The sequence below is a fragment of the Ornithinimicrobium cerasi genome (assembly GCF_003702705.1).
In the GTDB taxonomy this organism is placed as follows: Bacteria; Actinomycetota; Actinomycetes; order Actinomycetales; family Dermatophilaceae; genus Ornithinicoccus; species Ornithinicoccus cerasi.
Window position 1 is genome coordinate 90,517 of the sequence record NZ_QZMN01000001.1, and the last position, 17,595, is coordinate 108,111.

The 17,595-nt window shown below is 73.0% G+C and carries 14 protein-coding genes; 11 read left to right on the forward strand and 3 right to left on the reverse strand.

Annotated elements, in window-relative coordinates:
• Positions 1 to 96: 96 nt before the first annotated feature.
• Genes D4B81_RS17930 through D4B81_RS00470 form a run of 3 tightly spaced genes read right to left on the reverse strand, consistent with a single transcriptional unit; the run spans position 97 to position 4,674 of the window.
• A complete protein-coding gene (locus tag D4B81_RS17930; RefSeq protein ID WP_161964934.1) occupies positions 97 to 2,421 on the reverse strand; it encodes a transglutaminase TgpA family protein in 2,325 nt (774 codons plus the stop codon).
• Entirely contained in the window at positions 2,418 to 3,680 is a 1,263-nt protein-coding gene (locus tag D4B81_RS00465) for a DUF58 domain-containing protein (protein ID WP_122260579.1), read from the reverse strand. Before D4B81_RS00465 ends, D4B81_RS17930 begins: the two co-directional genes overlap by 4 nt.
• A gap of 19 nt (positions 3,681 to 3,699) precedes the next feature.
• The gene (locus tag D4B81_RS00470) at positions 3,700 to 4,674 is read right to left on the reverse strand and encodes an AAA family ATPase (RefSeq protein ID WP_122260580.1); all 975 of its coding nucleotides are present in this window, start codon (positions 4,672 to 4,674) and stop codon (positions 3,700 to 3,702) included.
• A gap of 175 nt (positions 4,675 to 4,849) precedes the next feature.
• Between D4B81_RS00470 and D4B81_RS00475 the strand changes: the two genes are divergently transcribed.
• The 11 genes from D4B81_RS00475 (at position 4,850) to D4B81_RS00525 (ending at position 17,594) form a co-directional block, all read left to right on the forward strand.
• A complete protein-coding gene (locus tag D4B81_RS00475; RefSeq protein ID WP_237565722.1) occupies positions 4,850 to 6,478 on the forward strand; it encodes a multicopper oxidase family protein in 1,629 nt (542 codons plus the stop codon).
• Entirely contained in the window at positions 6,475 to 7,008 is a 534-nt protein-coding gene (gene lepB / locus D4B81_RS00480; protein ID WP_237565723.1) for a signal peptidase I, read from the forward strand. Before D4B81_RS00475 ends, lepB begins: the two co-directional genes overlap by 4 nt.
• A gap of 88 nt (positions 7,009 to 7,096) precedes the next feature.
• Positions 7,097 to 9,262, forward strand: coding sequence for a PKD domain-containing protein (locus D4B81_RS00485; protein WP_122260582.1), 2,166 nt, complete (start codon positions 7,097 to 7,099; stop codon positions 9,260 to 9,262).
• A 241-nt stretch (positions 9,263 to 9,503) separates the two neighbouring features.
• Positions 9,504 to 10,430, forward strand: coding sequence for an AfsR/SARP family transcriptional regulator (locus tag D4B81_RS00490; RefSeq protein ID WP_122260583.1), 927 nt, complete (start codon positions 9,504 to 9,506; stop codon positions 10,428 to 10,430).
• An 11-nt stretch (positions 10,431 to 10,441) separates the two neighbouring features.
• Positions 10,442 to 11,083 carry a response regulator transcription factor gene (locus D4B81_RS00495; RefSeq protein ID WP_122260584.1) on the forward strand — a complete coding sequence of 214 codons (642 nt, stop codon included), beginning with the start codon at positions 10,442 to 10,444 and terminating at the stop codon, positions 11,081 to 11,083.
• Positions 11,076 to 12,437: a sensor histidine kinase gene (locus D4B81_RS00500; RefSeq protein WP_122260585.1), complete on the forward strand. Its 1,362-nt coding sequence runs from the start codon at positions 11,076 to 11,078 to the stop codon at positions 12,435 to 12,437. The genes D4B81_RS00495 and D4B81_RS00500 overlap by 8 nt, the downstream gene beginning before the upstream one ends.
• 107 nt (positions 12,438 to 12,544) lie before the next feature.
• Positions 12,545 to 13,006: a response regulator gene (locus D4B81_RS00505; protein WP_122260586.1), complete on the forward strand. Its 462-nt coding sequence runs from the start codon at positions 12,545 to 12,547 to the stop codon at positions 13,004 to 13,006.
• Between the two features lie 414 nt (positions 13,007 to 13,420).
• Positions 13,421 to 13,855 (forward strand): division/cell wall cluster transcriptional repressor MraZ, encoded by a 435-nt coding sequence (mraZ, locus tag D4B81_RS00510; RefSeq protein ID WP_122260823.1) that lies wholly within the window; start codon positions 13,421 to 13,423, stop codon positions 13,853 to 13,855.
• A gap of 204 nt (positions 13,856 to 14,059) precedes the next feature.
• Positions 14,060 to 15,088, forward strand: coding sequence for a 16S rRNA (cytosine(1402)-N(4))-methyltransferase RsmH (rsmH, locus tag D4B81_RS00515; protein ID WP_122260587.1), 1,029 nt, complete (start codon positions 14,060 to 14,062; stop codon positions 15,086 to 15,088).
• On the forward strand, positions 15,085 to 15,555 hold the full coding sequence (ftsL, locus tag D4B81_RS00520; protein ID WP_122260588.1) for a cell division protein FtsL: 471 nt from the start codon (positions 15,085 to 15,087) through the stop codon (positions 15,553 to 15,555). Before rsmH ends, ftsL begins: the two co-directional genes overlap by 4 nt.
• A gap of 227 nt (positions 15,556 to 15,782) precedes the next feature.
• Positions 15,783 to 17,594, forward strand: coding sequence for a peptidoglycan D,D-transpeptidase FtsI family protein (locus D4B81_RS00525; protein ID WP_122260589.1), 1,812 nt, complete (start codon positions 15,783 to 15,785; stop codon positions 17,592 to 17,594).
• Position 17,595: the final 1 nt, after the last annotated feature.

A 17,595-nucleotide genomic window follows, 5' to 3' on the forward strand; every position in this document is an offset into this window, starting at 1 on the left:
GGCAGCACCGGCAGACTGACCCCGACCACGATGGTCAGGGTCGGGTCGCTCAGGGCTGGTTGCGAACGCTGCCTGCAGACGGCGCGCGCCCGCTCCTCATCGACGGAACAGCCCGCCGACCCAGGCACGCAGGCCGTCCAGCCCGCTCCTCGGCAGGAGCGCCGCGTTGGCCCGCATGTTCCACGGGCTGGCGTGCCGCACCTGGTCGACGACGGAGCGCACGTCCTCGCCCATCCTGCTTGCATCGGTCTCGCGAACCGTGGCGGCCGGGGCGTAGCGGGACCGCTCCAGCGTCGTGGTGATCCTGCCCATCGCGTCCTCGCCCTGACGGTTGAGGATGGTCTCGCTCGTGTAGTGCCGACGCATGTCCCGCGGGCTGCGCTCGGGGGGCTCGTCGACCCCGAGGTCCTGGAGCGAGCGGACCAGCAGCGTCCACTGCCCCTCGACCTGCTCCTCGGCGCTGGCCGCCCGCCGCACCCCCTCCTCCCGGTAGCGCCGGCCGACGAGCGGCACCACCAGCATGATCAGCGCGAGGACGAGGACCGCGCCCAGCACCTGGGCCAGGAGCGGGAGCAGCTCGCGCAGCCGGTCGAGGAAGGTGGGGTCGGCCGGCGGTGCCGTGGGCGTCGGCTCGGCGCTCGGCGTCACGGTCTGGGTCACCGTCGTCGTCTGGGCGCCCTGGTCGTTCTCCACGGGGTTGCGGGCGTAGGCCGGAGGCTGGTTGGACCGGATGCCCGGGGTCGGCTCGAACCGGGTCCAGCCCATCCCGTCGATCCACAGCTCGGGCCAGGTGTGCGCGTCGGCGGCGACGACCTGCCGGGTGCCGTCCGGCTGCACGTTCCCGGGCAGGAAGCCCACGGCCATCCGGGCCGGGATGCCCTCCGACCGGGCCATCATCACCATCGCCGTGGCGTACTGCACGCAGTAGCCCTGCTGGGTCGCGAGGAACCCGCCGATCGGGTCGGAGGCGTCCGCCTGGGCCGAGGGGGCCAGCTCGAGGCTGTACCTGTAGGGCGCGCGCCGGAAGTGGTTCTGGATGGCGACCGCGGCCGCCAGCGTGTTGTCCTCGCCCCCGACGACCTGCTCGGCCAGCGCGGCGACGACGTCGGCGCTGACCGGGTCGACCTCGAGCACCTCCTCGTCGAACGCACCCGGGTCGGCCGGGACGTCGCCGACCCCCGGGGGCAGCTCGGCACCGCCGGGCACGACCAGGTAGGTCGCCTCGTAGCTCGGCGAGGCCGACTGCAGCACGAGGGTCGAGTCGGTCGGGTCGAAGCGGTATGACGCACCGCCGGTCAGCGACACCGACTCCAGCGGGCTGGGGGTCGCCAGGTGGGGCGGCGGCAGCCGGTTGCCGGTCACCTGCAGGCGCTGGGGCTGCAGCGGCACGCCGTCGGCGATCTCCTCCGGGCCGGGCAGCGGGGCGTTGGGCGGCTGCAGGTTGCCGGTGCCGCGGCGGGGAGCGACCCACCGACCGTCGTCCCACCGCTCGGTGGCGGTGACCCGCAGCGGCTGCAGGTTCGTGGCGTCGGTGCGGTAGCTGAGCACCGGTGTGCGGGACTGGCTGCGCAGGTCCTGGGAGGGGTCCATCGTCTCGGTGAACGAGACCTGACCGCCCCCGCCGTCCGTCGTCCGCGCCTCGGGGTTGCGGGCCAGCCCGTCCCCGAGGAAGGTCGGCGGCAGGTGGGGCAGGGCGGCCGCGCCGACCACCGACGCGACGAGCGCGAGGGACCCGAGCACCTGCGCGAGGCCGCGGTGGCGCGGGCTGCCGGAGGTCACGTCGTCGCCGCCGCGCGACTCCCGCCGCTGGTCCGAGGGCCAGGCGTCGGTGACCCGCCGGCCCTGCTGGGCCAGCATGACGAGCCACAGGCCGGCGATCGCGGCGAAGTACCACGGCTCCATCGCGGCGCCGGAGTTGGAGACGGAGACCAGGAACCCCGCGGCGAGGGGTATGCCGGCGCTCGCCGGAGCCCGGCCAGTCACCCCCATCGAGTCCACCGAGACCGCGGTGAGGGTCAGCACCGCCACGACGAGGAAGCTCACGCCCTGGGTGGTGGGGGCGGGCGCGGCGTAGGTCTGCAGGACGGTGCCGGCCTGCCGGAGCAGCTCGCCGACCTCCTCCAGGGTCTCCGAGGTCGGCACGACCCCGCGCCAGAGGGTGTCGCGCAGGTAGGTGCCGGCCAGCCCGCCGAGGCCGACGAGCAGCTGCCCGACGGAGACCAGGCTGGGCGGCGCGTCGACGGTGCGCAGCACCGCGCCGGTGACGGCCACGAGGGCGACGAGGAGGACGCCCGGCAGCAGCCAGTCGTCCTCGCGCAGCAGCTCGGTGAGCGGCCAGGCCACGGCGAGGGTCGCGAGCGCGGCCACCAGACCCTCGGGCCACATGCCCCGCTGGAAGGCGGTGTCGTCGAGGCGGCTCACGGGGACCACCCCGCGACGCCGGTGACCTCGGAGACCGAGACCCACGCGGCGGGGATCTCGGTGTGCGGGCCGACCACGACCGTCTGCCAGCCGGAGTCGGCCAGCGTGGTCGTCGGCGCCTGGACGTCCCGGCCGCCGGACCGTCGGGCGGTCCCGCCGAACTTCACCGGGTCGAGGACGAAGGCCATCGCGCGCGAGCCGGGCTGGCGGATGGCCGCGAGGTTGCGCAGCGCGTCCTCGTCGTCGGCCACGACGGCCGCGACGACGAGCACGCCACCGGCGGTGAAGGACGCCGCCGCGGCGGCGAGCCGGTCCAGCCGGGAGTCCTCCTCGGGCTGGACGCGGGCGAGCGCGGAGAGGACCGCGTCGAGGTCGATCTGGTGGTCGGCGGTCCCGTCCCGCAGGCTGGCGTCGGTGAGCAGGTGCACGACGAAGCCCTCGGAGACGAGGTGCCGGGCGACGCTGGCGATGGCGGACACGGCCCACTCGTAGGACGCGCGGGTGCCGGTCCCCGGGTGGGCCGAGTCGCGGGAGTCGAGCAGCAGCAGCGCCCGGCGCCGCGCCGGCCGGTCCTCCTGGCGCACCATGAGCTCGCCGCGGTGGGCGGTCGCCGGCCAGTGCACGCGCCGCAGCTCGTCCCCGTCGCGGTAGCTGCGGATGCTGACGTCGTCCTCGCCGTGCAGCGCCACCATCTGCGGCATCTCGCCCTCGCTGCCGCGGGAAGTCCCGCGGACCTTGCGGCCGCCGAGCGCGTGCAGGCGCGGCAGCACGAGCACCTCCGAGCGGGAGGAGAGCTGCAGGGACAGGAAGGTCAGCCCGAACGGGTCGCGCTGGCGCAGGACGACCGGACCCAGCTGGAAGGCCCCGCGGTGGCGGCTGCGCACGGCATACCGGAGCCGCTTCTCCTCACCGTGCACCATGCGCGGGAGCACGAAGCGGGGACGGTCACCGAGGCGGTAGTCCAGGTGCTCCTCGGCCAGGTAGATCGGGGTGGTGCGGCCCGAGACGTTGGTGAAGCGGACGTCCACGGTGCCGCGCTCGTCCGGGGTGAGCCGGACCGGGTCGACCTCGCGCAGCACCCGCATCTTGGGCGTCCGCCGGGGCATGAGGATCAGCGCCAGCACCGGGAGCGCGACGAGGACCAGGCCGATCCGGGTGATGTCGGGGTAGCCCAGGACGATGCCGGCCGCCACGACGACCGCGCCGATGAGGGCGAAGGCCTTCCCCCGGGTGGTCAGCAGGCTCCACGGCGACGTCATGAGGGGCCCCTGCGTAGCCTCAGCGACCCGGGACCGCGGTGCGGCCGACGAGGTCGCGGACCAGGTCGGCGGTGCTGTGCCGCGCGAGCGAGGCCTCGCCGGTGGGCAGGACGCGGTGCGCGAGGACGGGCACCGCCATGTGCTGGACGTCCTCGGGGAGGACGTGGTCACGGCCGTCGAGGGCGGCCCGGGAGCGGGCCGCGCGCAGCAGCTGCAGGCCGGCGCGCGGCGAGGCGCCGAGGCGGAGCATCCGGTGGCTGCGTGAGCTGCTGACGATGTCGACGACGTACTGCCGCAACGCGCTCGAGGTGTGCAGGTTGCGGATCGCCTCGATCTGGCGCTGGACGTCCTCGGCGGTGGTAACCGGCCGCAGCGCGTCGAGCGGGTTGATCGCGCCGTGCGTCTCCAGCATCGACAGCTCGGAGCGGGCGGAGGGGTAGCCGATCGACAGGCGCGCCATGAAACGGTCGCGCTGCGCCTCCGGGAGGGGGTAGGTGCCCTCCATCTCGATCGGGTTCTGCGTCGCCATGACGAGGAAGGGGCGGGGCAGCTCGTAGGTGGTGCCGTCGACCGTGACCTGCCGCTCCTCCATGGCCTCCAGCAGCGCGGACTGGGTCTTGGGGGAGGCGCGGTTGATCTCGTCACCGACGACGACGTTGGCGAAGACCGCACCGCGGCGGAACTCGAACTGGCGGCTGTCCTGGTTGAAGATGCTCACGCCGGTGATGTCGCTGGGCAGCAGGTCGGGCGTGAACTGCACTCGCGAGACGCGGCAGTCGATGGCTCGCGCCAGCGACTTGGCGAGCATCGTCTTGCCGACGCCGGGCACGTCCTCGACGAGGAGGTGGCCCTCGGCGAGCAGCACGGTGACGGCCGTGGTGACGACGTCGTCCTTGCCGGTGATCACCGTGGTCATCGCGGAGTGGATGGCGCCGGCGACCGACCGCACGGCGTCGAGGTCGACGGCTTCTGGTGCCGAGGGCATCACTGACATGCACTGATCCTGCCAAACGCGGTGGAGCGACGGTGAACGGGCGCAAGGTTCGCGCAAGGCGGCATCCCCATAGTCGAAGTGTCGCACCGTTGGAGGCACCCGTGAACCCGTGACCTTCGGCGCGACTCCACGGAGGAACCACGCGGGCAGAACAAGGGGACAGAAGATCATGGAGATGACACGACGCAGCGTCCTGACGGCGACCGGACTGGGGGCCCTCGGGCTCGTGGGCTACGCCGGGCTGACGCAGCCGCTGGGCAACGAGGTGCTGACCAAGTCGGCCAGCGGGCTCTCGGACCGCAACTTCCCCCGCGCCTACCAGGCGGCGTTCCGGCCGCTGCCGGTGCTGGCTCCCTACGAGGTGAGCTGGGACGACGGCGTGCGGGTGGAGAAGTACAGCGTGTCCGCCAAGCCGGGCATGGCGCAGATCCTGCCGACCATGCAGACGCCGGTCCTCGGCTACAACGGATCCGTCCCCGGTCCCACGATCTCCGTGGACCGGGGAACGCGCGTGCACCTGCGCGTGCGCAACAAGCTCCAGGGGCTGCAGTACCCGGACCACGAGCAGCACTCGCACAGCAGCGGCCTCTACCTGTCCACGCACCTGCACGGCCACGCCTCGCTGCCCGAGTTCGACGGCTACGCCGACGACCGCACGGCTCCCGGCTTCTGCAAGGACTACGTCTACGAGAACGACCAGCCGGCACGCTCGATCTGGTACCACGACCACGCGACCCACCTGACCACCCGCAACGTGTACTCGGGGCTGGCCGCGCAGTACCACATCCACGACGAGGCCGAGCGGGCGCTGCTCCCGCAGGGCAGGTTCGACGTGGCGATGACCCTCAGCGACATCATGTTCGAGGCCGACGGCCGCGCCCGCTTCGACGACAAGGACCACTCCGGCCTGTGGGGCGACGTCATCCTCGTCAACGGCCAGCCGTGGCCGGTGATGAAGGTGCAGCGTCGGGTCTACCGCATCCGGCTGCTCAACGGCTCCATCTCCCGCTCCTACAAGCCCTACCTGAGCACCGGCGACGCCGTGCACATGGTGGCGACCGACGGCGGTCTCATGCCGGCCACCCAGTCGGTGACCAGCTGGCGCCACGCGCCGGCCGAGCGCTACGAGTTTCTCATCGACTTCAGCAAGTACGCCCCCGGGACCCAGGTGCGGCTGCTCAACGGCTCCAACCCCAAGAACGTCGACTTCGACCACACCAACAAGATCATGGCGTTCCAGGTCACCGACGAGCCCGTCGACACCAGCGACCCGACGTGGAGGACCATCCCGCAGACGCTGGTCCCGAGCGACGTGATGAGCCTGAAGACGTCCCAGAGCTCACGGACCCGCTACCTCCACCTCAAGAAGAGCGACGTCACGAACGTCTGGAACATCAACGAGACGACCTGGGCGGACGTCATCGCCAGCGGCTACACCAAGGTGCTCGCGGACCCGGCCCTCGGCGCCGTCGAGATGTGGGACCTGCACACCAGCTCCGGCGGCTGGTTCCACCCGCTGCACATCCACCTCGTCGACTTCCAGATCGTCAGCCGCAACGGCCGGGCCCCGTTCGCCTGGGAGCGCGGCCCCAAGGACGTCGCCTACGTCGGCCCGGACGAGAAGGTGCGGGTCCTCATGCGCTTCGACCGGGAGGGCCGCTACATGGTCCACTGCCACAACTTGCCCCACGAGGACCACGACATGATGGGCCAGTTCCGGGTCGGGCAGCCCGGCAACCCGGACCCGCACGACCCGATCACGGCCGTCGAGCCCTGCCTCGACACCTACCCGGAGCAGCTGTGAGCGCCCTCGCCGTCCCCGTCGGCACCCGGGCGGGCTCGCTCAGCCGGGCGGGGCGGCGCCGTCCCTCCCGGGGTATGACGTGGGCCCTCGCCTCGCTCCTCGTCCTCGGTCTCGTGCTCGCGCTGCGCACCTGGGTGGTCACGCCGTTCCAGGTCGTCTCCGACTCGATGGCGCCGACGCTGCCCGAGGGCTCGACGGTCCTGGTCGACCGCCTCTCGCTCCGGTGGGACGAGCCGGGCTACCAGGAGCTCGTGCTCTTCGACAGCCCGGACGGCCCCGTCGTCAAGCGGGTCGTCGGGCTGCCGGGGGACACGGTCCGCATCTACGACGCGGTCCTGCACGTCAACGGCACGCCGGTCGAGGAGCCCTACGTCGACCTCCGGACGCTCGACGGGGTGTTCTTCGGCCCCGTCGAGGTCGGCGCGGGCGAGGTGTTCGTCCTCGGTGACAACCGCTTCGACTCCATCGACTCACGGACCTACGGGCCGATCGCCCTCGAGGCGGTCACGGGGAGGGTGATCAGCCCCTGAGTCCCGACCCCGTCCCCCAGGCCAGACCGACCCGACCCACGACATACCCAGACATCCCGTCCCGCACCACCCTCCCAAGGAGAGCATCATGTCCACCACCCTGTTCCGGCGGGGCCGCCACAGCGGGCCTCGTACCCTCCCGGCGCTGCCCAGGCGCCGCCGCGCCGTGGCCGTCACGGCGACCACCGCGCTGTTGGCCACCGGCGCCGGCGTCGCGCTCGCCGAGGTCACCACGCCCAACCCGACCCACCTCGTCGCGTTCGGCCCGATCAGCGGCGAGCACGGCTACCCCAGCTACTACGAGGACGAGAACGGGCTGCGGCTGCAGCAGTGCCTCGACATCGAGGACCCCTACTGCGACCCGGCCTTCCTGCGGGGCGAGATGCCCGACCCCGAGTCGCCGGTGAGCTTCCCGGAGAACTGGCCGCTGGAGTCCTTCTACTTCCTCGCCGGCGCCGAGATCGACATGCCCGGAGGGGGCAGCGCGATCCTCACCAGCGGGCTCGAGGCCACGATGGCCAACGAGGGGACCGTCGACGGCGACCAGGTCGTCTTCGGGCGGCAGCGCTTCGACATCGACTTCCCCGCGCCGGGCACCTACGTGGTGACCCACCCCTACGGCCAGGACACCTTCACGGTGGACAGCACCGACTTCGAGGACTTCCGCTACGTCGAGGACATCACCCCCGCCCCCGGCAACTTCGGCCTGGCGCTGCAGTCGCGGATCAGCCCCTTCCTCATCTCCTCCGGCGGTCTGATCACCACCGACAAGGGCACCTACGTCGGTGACCCGGGCGCCTCGACGACGGTCAGCGGCAGCCCCCACGAGACCAACTACTTCCGGGTCGAGCAGGTGCTCGAGACCGGTGAGAAGGTCGTCGTCGGCTCCACCGACCAGTTCACCCTCCTGGGCAAGGTCTCGACCAACTCCGGTATCGACCCCCAGGCCGCCACGCTGGTGGAGAACGCCCAGGGCCGCTTCCTCGACGTCTTCGCCACCACGGACGCCGGCAAGTCGGTCACCGTCTCCGGGGCCGGCATCGCCACCACGACGCTGGACGCCGACGCGGGCCGCTACTTCGCGCGGATCCCGCTCGGCTCCACCCTGCCGACCTCGGTCTCCGTCACCAACGAGACCGACGAGCCGACGGCCACCCGGTCGTTGCCGGTCAGGGACGGGGTGACGATCACCTCCGCCACCTACGACACCGAGCTCGACACGCTCACCGTCTCGGCCTCCTCCACCGACGAGGTCGACCCGCCGGCCCTGACCCTCACCGGGCTGGGCGCGGACCCCGTGCCCCTCGTGGGCGGGACGGCGTCGCTCACCCTCACGGCCCCCCCGGCCACCGTCACGGTCGCCTCGGCCGGAGGCGGCGCGGACACGGCCACCGTGGTGGTCGGCGGCGGACCTGCCGGTGAGCAGGAGGCCACGATGGCGGCGATCTCCGGACCGACGCAGGTCGTCGCCGGCGACCCGGTGACGCTGACCAACGCCTCGCTCAACGCCGAGAGCGTCGTGTGGCAGCAGACGGCCGGCACGGACATCGGCATCACCGGTGCGACGACCGACCAGGTGACGTTCACCGCACCGGCGGGCGCCGAGCAGCTCGCGGTGACCCTCACGGCCACCGGCCCCGGCGGGGTCACCAGCACCACGGCGCCCTTCCTCATCGAGGTCCTGACCGAGCGTCCGCCGGCCCCGGCACCCGTGGCCTCCGCGACCGCGACCCCGACCTCGGCCTACGTCGGCCAGAACGTGACGATCTCCGGGACCGGCAGCCAGAACGCGGTGAGCCACTCCTGGACGCAGACCGCCGGCACCCCGGTGAGCTTCGACCCGACCGCCGCGTCGTTCACCTTCGCGATGCCGAGCACCCCGGTGCCGCTGGCCTTCGAGCTGACGGTCACCAACGCGGACGGCGTGAGCGCCACCACCCAGGTCAGCGTGACCCAGGTGACCGACACGCTCGTGGTCACCCAGGTGCAGTACCGCGCCGACAAGACCGAGTGGAGGGTCAGCGGCACGGCGACCGTCACCACCATCAACACGGTGCGGGTCTACGTGCGCAACGCCGACGGCTCGAAGGGTGCCCTGATCGGCGAGAGCGTCGTGAGCGCACCGGCGACCCCCGGCGCTCCCGGTGACTGGGGCGTCCGGGTCCGGGGCGGCGTCAACCCCGGCACGGCCACGCAGGTGATCGTCGAGTCCACCCGCGGCGGTTCCGCCGTGGCGAACATCCAGCGACGCTAGTCGGCTGGACCCCGGTCCGGCTCGGAAGGGACACCGAGCGCGTCGACCGGAGGGGGACCGTGGTCCGGGCAACCGGGCCACGGTCCTCCCGTGTGTGGATGTCTGTTGGGGATGTATCTGCGGTCGAAGAAACTCCTCTGCCCAGTACCGGCAATTCGCTGTACGAGGTGTTTGTCCTCGCTTTACCATCGCTTTACCGGCGGTTGGCAGAGTCCAGGACCGTGAGCAGAGGGGAGTGCGTATGTCGTCACTCGCGCGGGTGCGCCTGTTCGGGCCGACCACCGTCATCCTTCCCGAGCGGGCACCGGTGCACGTCCTCGGCAAGCACGCCCGGATCCTGGCCCTGCTCGCCCTCCAGCCCGGTCGTGCGGTGAGCAAGGACCGGCTCGCCGAGCTCGTCTGGGAGGGCCGCCCACCGCGCTCGTTCCAGCAGACCCTCGACAGCGACGTCTGCGTGCTGAGGCGCCGCGCCGAGCTCGGGCCGGGTCGGTCGTCCGCCCTGGCCACGACCCCGGCCGGCTACGTCCTCGACCCGGACCGCGTGAGCGTCGACCTGCAGGAGGCCCGGGTGCTGGCCGCCCGCGCGGCCGCCGAGCCGGCGTGCGCAGCCGTGGTCAGCGCGTCCGCCGCCCTCGAGCTCACGACGGGTGAGCTGCTGGAGGACGAGCCCTACGCCCCCTGGGCCGAGGAGGCCCGAGCCGCGTGGCGGCATACCGAGTTCGAGCTGTGCCTGCGCGCCTCACGGACCGCCCTCGTCACGGGCGACCTGGTGACGGGGGTCGACGCCGCCCAGCGGGCCGTGGGACTCCGGCCGGCGTCGGAGGAGGCGTCCGTGCAGCTGATGCGGGCCCAGTGGTGGGCCGGCAGGCGGGCGGAGGCGATCCGCGGCTTCGTGCAGCTGCAGGACAGCATGCTCGAGGAGCTGGGGGAGCGGCCCGGCGCCGAGGCGCGCGAGCTCTACCTGACGATCCTGCGTGACGACGGTCCGTCCGCGGACGGCCCCGCGGACGCTGAGCACCTCCGGCTGCTCCTGCAGCTGCTGCGCGGTGCGCTGGACCTCACGCCCGGGCTTCGTGCCCCGGCGCTCGACGCCGAGCTGGCGGCGGCCGCGTCGGCGGCCCTGAACCGGCTCGGGACCGCCGGGTCGCCCAGCGGGGCCCGACGGTAGGGGAGGGGGCCATGGTCGAGGAGACGCGGACGGTGATGGTGGTCGACGACCACCAGATGTTCGTCCAGCTGCTCTCGGCCGCGCTCTCGGCCGAGCCCGACCTCGAGTGCGTCGGCGTCGCCCACGACACCGCCTCGGCCCTGGCGACGGCCCGTGAGCTGCAGCCCGACGTCGTCGTCATGGACGTGCGCCTCGGCGACGGTGACGGGATCGCGGCGGCCGGTGAGCTGCTCGCCACGCTGCCCCAGACCCGGGTCGTCATCCTCACCGCCTTCGCCGACCCGCGCCTGGTGCAGCGGGCGGCCGACAGCGGCGTCAGCGCGGTCGCGGCCAAGGACGGCGAGATCGACGGGTTGCTGGCCCTGCTGCGCGGCGCCCGGCGCGGAACCTTCGTGACCGGGTCCGGCATACCCGTGGTCCAGCAGCCGCAGGACCGGTTCGCGGCCGCGGGTCTGAGCGCCGAGGACGGGCACCTGCTGCGGCTGCTGGCTGCGGGTTTCGACGAGGACGGGGTCGCCCGCGAGCTGGGGGTCGAACCGCAGGCGGCGCGGTCACGGATCCGGGCGGTGCTGAGCGCACTCGGTGCCCGCACCCCGGTGCAGGCGGTCTCGACCGCCGTGAGCAGGGGGCTGCTGAGGGTGGGCCATGGCTGACGGGACGCTGCTGACCCGGGGCGCGGGGCCCTCCGGGAGGGACCGGCCCGAGGGGGAGCGCTCGGTCGTGCGGGAGGCGATGATCCGGTTCGTGGTGCTGGGTGCGGTGTGCCTGGTCGTGGCGGGGCTGCTCACCGTGCTGCTGGCCGGGAGCGTCGCCCGCTCGATCGCCACCCGGGAGGCGGAGGTCCGGACCCTGAGCTTCGCGACGGCGGTCGCCGGGCCGACCCTCGACGCCGCGACGCGTCGTCGGGCGGAGGGGCCCCTGGTGCAGGCGCTCAACAACCGTCTGCTCGACGACTCGATCGTGCACGCCGCGATCTACGACACCGACGGTCGGGTGGTCTGGTCCGCGGACCCCGGCGCGATCGGGACCACCGAGGAGCTGTCCGACGAGGTGCGGCAGCTGCTCGGCGGCCAGGACACGGTGGCGGAGTACTCCGTCGAGACGCACGCCGGCAGCAGCGGCCAGGAGGAGGAGATGGTCGTCCTCGAGGTCTACGCGACGGCCATCGGTGCCGACGGCGTGCCGTTCGTCCTGGAGTGGTACTGGCCGACCTCGCACCTCGAGGCCAACGAGAGGCAGCTGATGCGGCTGCTGCTGCCGCTCACGCTGGGCTCCCTCCTGCTCTTCGCCCTGATGATCCTCCCGCTCACCCTGGCCACCGCCCGCCGGGTCGAGAAAGACCGGACGCGGTTGACGCAGCACGCGCTGAACGCCTCGAAGATCGAGCGACGGAGGCTGAGCGAGGACCTCCACGACGGGGTCGTGCAGGACCTGTCGGGGATCGGGTACGTGCTGCCGATGGTCGGCAAGGACCTGCCGGAGGACTCGGTCGGGCACGCCGTCCTCGCCCAGATCCGCACCAGCATGCAGCGCAACATCAGCGCCATCCGGGGGCTGATCGCCGAGATCCGTCCGATCGACATGCGGGGGAACGGGTTCCGGGAAGCCATGGACGGGCTCGTCTCCAGGATGGGGGAGCAGGGCGTGGAGACGACGGTCACGCTGACCGGCGACCTGGACGTGCTCGGCCCGACCGCCCGCTCCCTCGTCTACCGCATCGCCCGGGAGGGCCTGCGCAACGTGCTGCGGCACAGCGGCGCCCAGCACGCGTGGGTCGAGGTCAGGCAGCAGTCCTCGCTCGTGCACGTGCTCGTGCGGGACGACGGCGTCGGGCCGACCGGCGAGCGGGCGGCCCGCCCCAGCGACGACCCGGAGGACAGTCACTTCGGCCTCGACCTGCTGCGGGAGGCCGTGTCCGACCTCGACGGCGAGCTGGCGCTGCGGCCGGGGTCGGGGGGAGGCACCGAGCTCGCCGTCTCCTTCCGCCACGACCACGTGCTCACCTGATATCCGCGCGAGGAACCCCTCCCGAGCCCGAGCGGGTCGGGGTCCCCGACCGTCACCCGGGGCGCCGGGCAAGGTCTGTGCAAGGTCGGGAGGGCTACCGTGGTGGTATGACCGTCGACGTCGCCGTCCAGGGCGACTGCATCCCGCTGACCGGGCTCCCCGCCCGGATCGTGGTCGTCGACGACCATCTGATGATCAGGATGGGCCTGCGCGCCGCGCTGGACGCCGAGCCGGACTTCGAGGTGTGCGGTGAGGCGCCCGACGGCCTGACCGGCACCGAGGTGGCCCTGCGCGAGCGTCCCGACGTCGTGCTGATGGACATCGCGATGCCCGGTATCGACGGTATCGAGGCGACGAGCAGCATCGTCGCCGGCTGGCCGGAGGCCAAGGTCCTGATGCTCACCGCGTTCTCCGACGTCCGGCTGGTGCGTGCGGCCCTCGGTGCGGGTGCCTACGGCTACGTCCTCAAGGACGCCGACCCCCGCTCCGCCATCTGCGCGGTGCGCAAGGCCCTGCGCGGGGTGCGGCCGTTGTCGGCCGAGATCACCGAGCTGCTCGCCGGGGGCTGAGCCCGCCACCTGCTCGTGGGGCTCGGCCGAGCGTCCGGTGGGTCCCGCGCGCGCACAAGGCATACGACGTGCTCAGGGGTGAGGACGTCCTCCACATCGCCCCACCGGACGGCGCCGGGCGGTCGCCCGTCGCTCCACCTCGCACCACCTGATGCAGCCCCACCCCCCTGACCAGCAGGTATGCCGTGCCCGTCACCCCGCGTGGGACGCCCGCACGGCCTCCCGCCCAACCCACAGGGCCCCGACCGACCCACATCCGCTCCACCCCGCACCACCCGTCCTGACCTGCGACGACGCGCAGGATAAGGCAAACTCGACCCCGCAAACCCACTCTGGGTGGTGCGAAGTGGAGTACAGTGGGGCGTACTGGAAGCGACATCCGTGCGTCGACCGTGGGAAGGGGTGGTCCGAGTGCTGTTCCTCGGCACCCACACGCCCAAGCTCGACGACAAGGGCCGCATCTTCCTGCCCGCCAAGTTCCGCCCCCGCCTCGAGGACGGCCTCGTCATCACCCGCGGCCAGGAGCACTGCCTCTACGTCTACCCGGTCGCCGAGTTCGAGCGGATCGCGACCGAGATGACGACCGGCACCACGACCACCTCCCGCGACGTCCGCGACTACCAGCGCGTGTTCCTCTCCGGCGCCTCCGACGAGGTCCCGGACAAGCAGGGCCGCGTCACCATCCCGCCGGTGCTGCGCGACTACGCCGGCCTCTCCGCGGAGTGCACCGTCATCGGCGCCGGCAACCGCGTCGAGGTCTGGGACAGCGCCGCGTGGAACACCTACCTCGCCCAGGCCGAGCCCGCCTTCGCCGAGCGCTCGGAGGAGGTGGTGCCCGGACTCATCTGAGCCGCCGCCCTGCCCGCCCCCTGGTCTCTCACCGTCCACCCGGATGCCGACGCGACTTCCCCCGCGCCGGACCCACGGACGCCGGCACGACTTCCCCCGTGCCGGACCCACGAGCTCCGACACACTTCCCCGGTGCCGGAGCTCCCCACCGGACGGTGGGGGACCAGGGGGCGGGACGGCACCCAGGCTTCCCGGGCAAGCACCATGGACCAGACCCCCACCCCCGACCGCCACGTCCCCGTCCTCCTGCACCGCTGCGTCGACCTCCTCGCCCCCGCGCTCCAGCACGAGGGGGCGGTCTTCGTGGACGGCACCCTCGGCATGGGCGGCCACACCGAGGCGGTCCTCGAGCGCTGCCCCGCCGCCCGCGCGATCGGGATCGACCGCGACCCGCAGGCCCTGGCCCTGGCCACCGAGCGCCTCGCCCGCTTCGGCGACCGCTTCACCGGCGTGCACGCGGTCAGCGACGACCTGCCGGCCGTGCTCGCCGACCTCGGCCTCGACCCGGCCGGCGCCTCCGGCATCCTCTTCGACCTCGGCGTCTCCTCCCTCCAGCTCGACGAGCTCGACCGCGGCTTCGCCTACCGCGCCGACGCGCCGCTGGACATGCGGATGGACCAGTCCACGGGTCCCACCGCCGCCGACGTCCTCAACGGGTATGACGTCCGCGACCTCACGCGCATCCTGCGCGAGTTCGGGGAGGAGCGGTTCGCCCGCCCGATCGCGCGGGCCATCGTGCGGCGCCGCGAGACGGAGCCGTTCACCACCTCCGGCCCCCTCGTCGAGCTGCTCCACGACGTCGTCCCCGCCGCCAGCCAGCGCTCCGGAGGTCACCCGGCCAAGCGCACCTTCCAGGCGCTGCGCATCGAGGTCAACGCCGAGCTGACCGTGTGGGCCGACGCCCTCGCCGCGGCCCTGCGCGCCCTGGCCGTCGGCGGCCGCATCGTCGTCCTGTCCTACCACTCGCTCGAGGACCGCATCACCAAGCACGGTCTCGTCGCCGGGGCCACGAGCTCGGCCCCCCACGACCTGCCCTTCGAGCTGCCCGAGCACGCCCCGTGGCTGCGGCTGCTCGTCCGCGGCGCCGAGCAGGCGGACGCCACCGAGGTCGCCGCCAACCCCCGGTCCGCCTCCGTCCGGCTGCGCGCCGCAGAGCGCACCCGGACCACCCCCGACCAGCCCACCCGCAGCCAGCCCACCCCCGAGATGCCCACCCGCAGGGAGCCCGCATGAGCCAGATGACCGTCTCCGCCCGCCTCGGCGCAGCCGTCCTGCGCCCGCCCGCCCGCACCGTCGACGGGCTGCGCACCGACCGCCGCACCCGCGTCCAGGACGCCGCCCCCGCCGCCGGCCACACCGGCTTCATGGTGATGTGCCTCCTGCTCGTGATGGCGACGTTCACCGCCGTGCTCCTGCTCAACACCTCCCGCGCCGAGGGCTCCTACGTGATGTCCCGCCTCACCGTCGAGCAGACCGCCCTGCACGACACCAAGGTGACGCTGCAGGCCGAGCTCGCCGACCTGGAGTCCTCGGAGTCGCTCGCCGCAGCCGCGCGCAAGCTCAAGATGGTCCCGTCCACCTCGACCGCGACCCTGCGCCTCTCCGACGGGTCGCTGACCGGCGTGGCCTCCAAGGTCGACGGCGGTCGCACGCTTACCGTTGACCTGCCCTCCACGGGCGTCGCGTCCGCGGACGAGTGAGGCGCGACCGGACCACATCCAGGGGTGAGCGACGAGTGGGAGCAGCAGGCTCGCGGCAGACGCACCGCCGTCCGTCGACCGCGACACCGCCGCCCCGCCGGCCCCGCAGCAGCACCGCGCCGGGCGGCCGGCCGCCCCGGCGGAGCACCGGCTCCGGAGGATCACCACCGCCCCCCCGACGCGGCCGCGTCGCCCCCGGCGTCGTCCACCCGCAGCGGCGGGTCCGGATGCTCCTCCTCGGCTGCTTCCTCGTCCTGAGCCTCTTCGCCGCCCAGCTGGTCCGCCTCCAGGGTCTCGACGCCGCCTCCGTCTCCGCCGCCGCGCTCGACGGACGCCTCGCCGTCCGCTCGATCCCGGCCGAGCGCGGCACCATCACCGACGTCAACGGCGAGCCCCTCGCGATCAGCAGCGAGCGCCGCCGCGTCGTCGCCGACCCGACCCTCGTCGTCGACTACACGCTCAAGGACGACGAGGGCGAGATCGTCGCCGAGGGCTTCGCCGCCGCCGCCCAGGTCGTCTCCGAGGTCACCGGCGCCGACCGCGGCACGCTCCTGGAGAAGCTGGAGAACCCCGAGGGCGACCAGTACGCCATCCTCCTGCCCGACGTCTCCCCGCAGACCTGGCAGGAGCTGCGCCAGCGCAACGTCCGCGGCCTGTCCGCGGAGTCCTTCATGCGCCGCGACTACCCGCTCGGCGAGGCCGCGGCACCGCTGCTCGGCTGGGTCGGCGCGGGCGGCCTGCCCGCGGGCGGCATCGAGCTGGTCAAGGACCAGATGCTCACCGGCACCCCTGGCGAGGCCGTCTACGAGCAGGGCCGCGACGGCGAGATGATCACCACCGGCCTCTACGAGGAGGAGCCCGCCCAGCCGGGCGAGGACGTCCGGCTCTCGATCGACGCCGACCTGCAGTGGTACGCCTTCGACGCCCTTCGCACGCGCGTCAAGGAGGCCGGGGCCCTGCGCGGGTATGCCGTGGTGCAGGAGGTCGAGACCGGCCGGATCGTGGCGCTCGCCAACTACCCCACCTTCGACCCGGCCGAGCCGTCCCAGACCTCGGAGGAGATGCGCAACGCCGCGATCGAGGACGTCTACGAGCCCGGCTCGACGGCCAAGCTCATCACCGCCGCCGCGGCCCTCGAGGAGGGGATCGTCGAGCGCGACACCCCCGTCGAGGTCCCCGTGTCGCTGCCCCGCGCGGGGCGGGCCTTCCGCGACGTCGAGCCGCACCCGATCCTGCACCTGACCTTTGCCGGCGTCATCGCGCGGTCCTCCAACATGGGCACGATCCTCGCCGCCGAGGAGCTCGGCGACCAGCGGCTCTACGACTGGATCCGCCGCTTCGGCCTCGGCACCCCGGTCGGGCACGGCCTGCCGGGGGAGTCCGCCGGCCTGGTCCCTGAGCCCGGCGGCACCATCTGGAGCGCCACCACGCCCTACACGATGATGTTCGGGCAGGGCCTGTCCGGCTCGTTCCTTCAGCAGGTCGGCGTCTTCCAGTCGATCGCCAACGACGGCGTCCGGCTCACCCCGAGCTTCGTCCAGGGCACGGTCGACGCCGAGGGCCGCTACACCGAGACGACCGTCCCCGAGGGCACCCGGGTCGTGAGCGAGGGGACCGCGCAGACGCTCACCGAGATCATGCAGCAGATCCCGGCCACCGGCGGCACCGCCCCGCTCGCCGCCGTCGACGGCTACCACGTGGCCGGCAAGACCAGCACCGCCGACCGCATCGACGAGAAGACCGGCCGCTACAGCGGGGTCACCTCGAGCTTCATCGGCTTCGCCCCGGCCGAGGACCCGAAGTACGTCGTCGGGGTCGCGGTCCAGCGGCCCACCAAGGTCAGCCGCTTTGGCGGCGTCATCTCCGGCCCGGTCTTCGCCTCGATCATGCGCTACGCGCTGCAGAAGGAAGGGGTCGAGCCGGCCAGCACGCCGCCGCTGACCGTTGAGCTGGAGTACGACCCGGGCGCACGGGCTCCCGGCGAGCCGTCCGGTGTCACACTGGGGGACATTGCCGTCAAGGACGAAGGGACCCCCTGAC

Bases quoted from the DNA above. Each gene is read 5' to 3' on its own strand.
- D4B81_RS00465 (WP_122260579.1), bottom strand. From the start codon at position 3,680: ATGACGTCGCCGTGGAGCCTGCTGACCACCCGGGGGAAGGCCTTCGCC.
- D4B81_RS00470 (WP_122260580.1), bottom strand. From the start codon at position 4,674: ATGTCAGTGATGCCCTCGGCACCAGAAGCCGTCGACCTCGACGCCGTG.
- D4B81_RS00475 (WP_237565722.1), top strand. From the start codon at position 4,850: ATGACACGACGCAGCGTCCTGACGGCGACCGGACTGGGGGCCCTCGGG.
- D4B81_RS00485 (WP_122260582.1), top strand. From the start codon at position 7,097: ATGTCCACCACCCTGTTCCGGCGGGGCCGCCACAGCGGGCCTCGTACC.
- D4B81_RS00490 (WP_122260583.1), top strand. From the start codon at position 9,504: ATGTCGTCACTCGCGCGGGTGCGCCTGTTCGGGCCGACCACCGTCATC.
- D4B81_RS00495 (WP_122260584.1), top strand. From the start codon at position 10,442: ATGGTCGAGGAGACGCGGACGGTGATGGTGGTCGACGACCACCAGATG.
- D4B81_RS00500 (WP_122260585.1), top strand. From the start codon at position 11,076: ATGGCTGACGGGACGCTGCTGACCCGGGGCGCGGGGCCCTCCGGGAGG.
- D4B81_RS00505 (WP_122260586.1), top strand. From the start codon at position 12,545: ATGACCGTCGACGTCGCCGTCCAGGGCGACTGCATCCCGCTGACCGGG.
- rsmH (WP_122260587.1), top strand. From the start codon at position 14,060: ATGGACCAGACCCCCACCCCCGACCGCCACGTCCCCGTCCTCCTGCAC.
- ftsL (WP_122260588.1), top strand. From the start codon at position 15,085: ATGAGCCAGATGACCGTCTCCGCCCGCCTCGGCGCAGCCGTCCTGCGC.
- D4B81_RS00525 (WP_122260589.1), top strand. From the start codon at position 15,783: ATGCTCCTCCTCGGCTGCTTCCTCGTCCTGAGCCTCTTCGCCGCCCAG.